Origin of the sequence: Brevundimonas sp., assembly GCF_031082345.1 — a bacterium.
GTDB lineage: Bacteria > Pseudomonadota > Alphaproteobacteria > Caulobacterales > Caulobacteraceae > Brevundimonas.
Genome location: NZ_JAVHLH010000245.1, coordinates 1 through 4,231, shown reverse-complemented (window position 1 = coordinate 4,231; position 4,231 = coordinate 1). Strand labels below are relative to the sequence as shown.

The 4,231-nt window shown below is 70.0% G+C and carries 4 protein-coding genes; 1 reads left to right on the top strand and 3 read right to left on the bottom strand.

All coding sequences use genetic code 11. The features are described 5' to 3' along the window. Position 1: 1 nt before the first annotated feature. Positions 2–2,620, top strand: coding sequence for a type I DNA topoisomerase (gene topA / locus RDU12_RS13230; RefSeq protein WP_300292666.1), 2,619 nt, complete (start codon positions 2–4; stop codon positions 2,618–2,620). On the opposite strand, the gene RDU12_RS13225 is transcribed toward topA, so the two are convergent. From RDU12_RS13225 to RDU12_RS13215, 3 genes are all read right to left on the bottom strand, one after another. Further along, on the bottom strand, positions 2,621–3,040 hold the full coding sequence (locus tag RDU12_RS13225; protein ID WP_308685049.1) for a molecular chaperone DnaJ: 420 nt from the start codon (positions 3,038–3,040) through the stop codon (positions 2,621–2,623). Positions 3,041–3,044: 4 nt separating this feature from the next. After that, complete coding sequence (locus RDU12_RS13220; protein ID WP_308685047.1) at positions 3,045–3,884, bottom strand: division plane positioning ATPase MipZ; 840 nt, start codon at positions 3,882–3,884, stop codon at positions 3,045–3,047. Positions 3,885–4,007: 123 nt separating this feature from the next. Next, the coding region (locus RDU12_RS13215) for an SPOR domain-containing protein (protein ID WP_308685045.1) at positions 4,008–4,231 on the bottom strand (224 nt) is incomplete at its 5' end.

The following is a 4,231-nucleotide window of genomic DNA, read 5'->3' as shown; positions in this document are numbered from 1 at the left end:
CATGAACCTCGTCGTCGTCGAGAGCCCCGCAAAGGCCAAGACCATCAACAAATATCTGGGCCCGGACTTCATTGTCCTAGCGTCCTACGGACACGTCCGCGACCTGCCGTCGAAGGATGGTTCGGTCCTGCCCGACGAGGACTTCGCCATGTCGTGGGAGGTCGACGCCAAGGCTTCGAAGCGGATCTCCGAGATCGCCGAGGCGGCGAAGAAGTCCGACCGCGTCATCCTGGCGACCGACCCCGACCGCGAGGGCGAGGCGATCAGCTGGCACGTGCTGGAGATACTGACCAAGAAGAAGGCGCTGAAGGACACCCACGTCGAACGGGTCACCTTCAACGCCATCACCAAGTCGGCCGTGCTGGAAGCCATGGCCAATCCCCGCCAGATCGACATGGAGCTGGTCGAGGCCTATCTGGCCCGCCGCGCGCTGGACTATCTGGTCGGCTTCACCCTGTCGCCGGTGCTGTGGCGCAAGCTGCCGGGCGCGCGTTCGGCGGGGCGGGTTCAGTCGGTGGCCCTGCGCATCGTCGTCGACCGGGAACTGGAGATCGAGGCCTTCCGGCCGCAGGAATACTGGTCGGTCGAGGCCGATCTGACCGCCGACAGCCCGCCGTTCACAACCCGGCTGGTCAAGCACGCCGGCAAGCGGGTGCAGCGGCTGGACATCGTCTCGGAGGCCATGGCGACGGCGGCCCGCGAGGCCATCAACGCCGGCCAGTTCACCATCCGCTCGATCGAGAAGAAGCCGGTCAAGCGCGCGCCGAGCCCGCCGTTCATGACCTCGACCCTGCAGCAGGAGGCCTCGCGCAAGCTCGGTTTCACGGCCCAGCGGACGATGCAGGCGGCGCAGAAACTGTACGAGGGCGTCGACGACCAGGGCGGCCTGATCACCTATATGCGGACCGACGGCCTGTCGGTCAGCCCCGAGGGCATCGCCCAGGCCCGTCAGGTCATCGGCGACCGGTTCGGCCCGGCCTATGTCCCGGAGCAGCCGCGCTACTACAAGACCAAGGCCAAGAACGCCCAGGAGGCGCACGAGGCCATTCGCCCGACCAACATGGCCCGCGCGCCCGAGACCCTGCGGCTCGAGGGCGATCTGCAGCGGCTCTACGAATTGATCTGGAAGCGGACCATCGCCAGCCAGATGGAGTCGGCGCGGCTGGACCGGACCACGGTCGAGGTCGAGACGCCGGACGGCCAGACCGGCCTGCGCGCCACCGGCCAGGTGGTGGCCTTCGACGGCTTCATGGCCGTCTACGAGGAGGGCCGCGACGACAGGCCCAAGTCGGGCGAGGACGACGAGGATGAGTCGACCCGCCTGCCGGCGCTGAAGGAAGGCGCGACCGCGAAGGTCGAGGCGATCCGGACGGAACAGCATTTCACCGAGCCGCCGCCCCGCTTTTCCGAAGCGACGCTGGTCAAGAAGCTGGAAGAGCTGGGCATCGGCCGGCCGTCGACCTACGCCTCGATCCTGACCACCCTGCGCGACCGCGGCTATGTCCGGATGGACAAGAACCGGTTCATTCCGGAGGACACCGGCCGGCTGGTCACGGCCTTCCTCGAGCAGTTCTTCGGCAAATGGGTCGAGTACGACTTCACCGCCGACCTCGAGACCCGGCTGGACGAGGTGTCGGCCGGAAACCTCGACTGGAAGGTGCTGCTGCGCGACTTCTGGGGGCATCTGAAACCGGCGACGGACGAGGTCACGGCGCTGCAGGGCGTCATCGACAAGCTGGACGAGGCGATCGGGCCGTTCCTGTTCCCGCCGAAGGCCGACGGCTCGGATTCGCGTCTGTGCCCGGTGTGCGGCACGGGGCGGCTGCACCTGAAGGCCAGCTTCAAGATGAAGTCGACCTTCATCGGCTGTTCCAACTATCCCGAGTGCAAATACACCCGCGGCTTCGGCAGCGGAGCCGCGAACGAAGAAGCCGGGACCGACCGCGAGCTGGGCGTCGACCCGGAGACCGGACAGCCGGTGCAGCTCAAGATCGGCCGGTTCGGACCCTATGTGGAGACCACGCCGCCGGAGGCCGAGAAGCCGAAGCGGTCGTCCCTGCCGAAGGGGTGGTCGCCGGTCGCCCTGACGCTGGAGCAGGCGCTGCGCCTGCTGGCCCTGCCGCGCGAGGTCGGGATTCACCCGGAGGACGGCAAGCCGATCACAGCGGGCCTCGGCCGCTACGGGCCGTTCGTGCTGCACGCCGGGACCTACGCCAATGTCGCCGACATCGACGAGGTGTTCGACATCGGTCTGAACCGGGCCGTGGTGCTGCTGGCCGAAAAGCGGGCCGGCAAGTTCGGCGGACGCGGGGCGGCCGCGGCCCCGCTGAAGGACCTCGGCGCCCACCCGGAGACGGGCGAGCCGATCCACGTCATGGCGGGCCGGTTCGGCCCCTATGTGAAGTCGGGCAAGATCAACGCGACCCTGCCCAAGGGCACGGCGCCGGAAGAGCTGACGCTGGAGGAGGCCCTGCCGCTGCTGGCGGCGCGGGCCCTGGCGGCGCCGAAGGGCAAGAAGGCGCCGGCGAAGAAGCCCGCGGCCAAGAAGCCGGCGGCGAAGAAGGCCGCTCCGAAGAAGGCGGCGGCGAAGAAGCCAGCCGCGAGGAAGACCGCCACCTGATCAGGGCTTGAGCAGCCGGTCCCGCGCGGCGTTGAGGCGTGAGGCCAGGCCTTCCGTGCCCCCCTGGTCGGGATGGGCGCGGGCCATCAGCCGCTTCCAGGCGGCGTTGATCTCCTGACGGCTGGCGTCGGCGGAGACGCCGAGCAGAGACCGGGCCTCGGCGGCGGTGATGGCCTCGCTGCGGGGCGAGGCCGGGCGCCGACGCGAGGATACGGTCAGCCACAGGCCGGCGGCGGCGAGGATGGCGGCGCCCAGCCACGATCCGCGCGCGGCCAGCAGGACGGCCCCGGCGATCAGGACGGCGCTGAACAGGGTGGCGGTCACCCGCCAGTGCGCTCTGCCGCGACGCTCGGACTGGCGGCCCAGTCGCACCAGCGCCCAGACGGCGATCGCCGCCAGCGCCAGCCAGACGAGGCTCAAGACCTCACGCCGCTTCGTCCAGCGGCGCGTTCAGGGAGCCGCCGTCGAGGCCGAGCGCCTGCATCAGGTTGCGCAGCTCCTGCCGCGCCGCGACATGGGCCAGCGACACCGCCACCGGGCGGATATCATTGGACAGGTCGGCGACGGTCAGGCCGAAGGGGAACAGCTCGCGATAGATGACCCGGTCGCGCAGGCCGGGGCCGATGCGGAAGCCGACGCGGCGGGCCAGCTTCTCCATCCGCTCCTCGAGGCGCTGGCGGTTGCGGGCGGCGGCGACGGCCATGCGGTTGACCACCACGATCCAGTCGATGGCGGCGGCGCGGCCCTCGGTGACGGCGCGGTGCTTGCGCGCCTCCCAGACGCTCTCCGAGTAGATCGAGGGCTTGAGCAGGTCGAGGGTGACCGGATCGATCTGACCGAGCAGGTCGAAGTCGACGAAGCTGTCGTTCATCGGGGTGACGATCTGGTCGGCGAGGCCGTGGGCCGTGCGCGACAGCAGGGTGTCGCCGCCGGGCGTGTCGATCAGGATGAAGTCGGCGCGGGTCCGCGCTTCGGCGAAGGCGGCGTCGAAGCGCGCCAGCTGCTCGGACTCGTCGGCCCGGGCCAGGGCCTTGCCGTCGCCCATGTCCGGTTCGAACGGCATCAGCAGGGTCTGGTCGTTTCCGGCCATCCAGGCGGCGCGATTGGCGAAGAATTTGGCCATTGAGCGCTGACGCAGGTCGAGGTCGATGATCGCCACCGACTTGCCGGCGTGGAGCAGGCCGCAGACGATGTGGATGGCGAGCGTCGACTTGCCCGCCCCGCCCTTCTCGTTACCGACGACGATGACCGTGGGGTCAGCCATGGGGATTCAATGCTCCGCGGCCACCGACTCGACGCGTGGCCTTCAGACCCCAGAATCGCCGGGCCGGAGCGCGCCGTCAACGGAGCGGCGGACAACGGACTGTGGATGCGGGGTTTCACCGCCTCAGGCGGCGCGGTGGCACCACGGGTCGTCGACGCCGGCGGCGGCGCAGACGGCGGCGGCGCCGGTCGCGGGCGCCTTGACCTTGAGCCGGACCAGGCGGCGGCCGCCGACCTCGACGGCCTCGAACACCGGCGTCAGGCCGTCGAGATCGAGACGGGCCCAGGCGGCGCGTGCGGAGGCCTCGCTGGAATAGGCGCCGATCTGGACGAGCTTGCCGGCCGGAC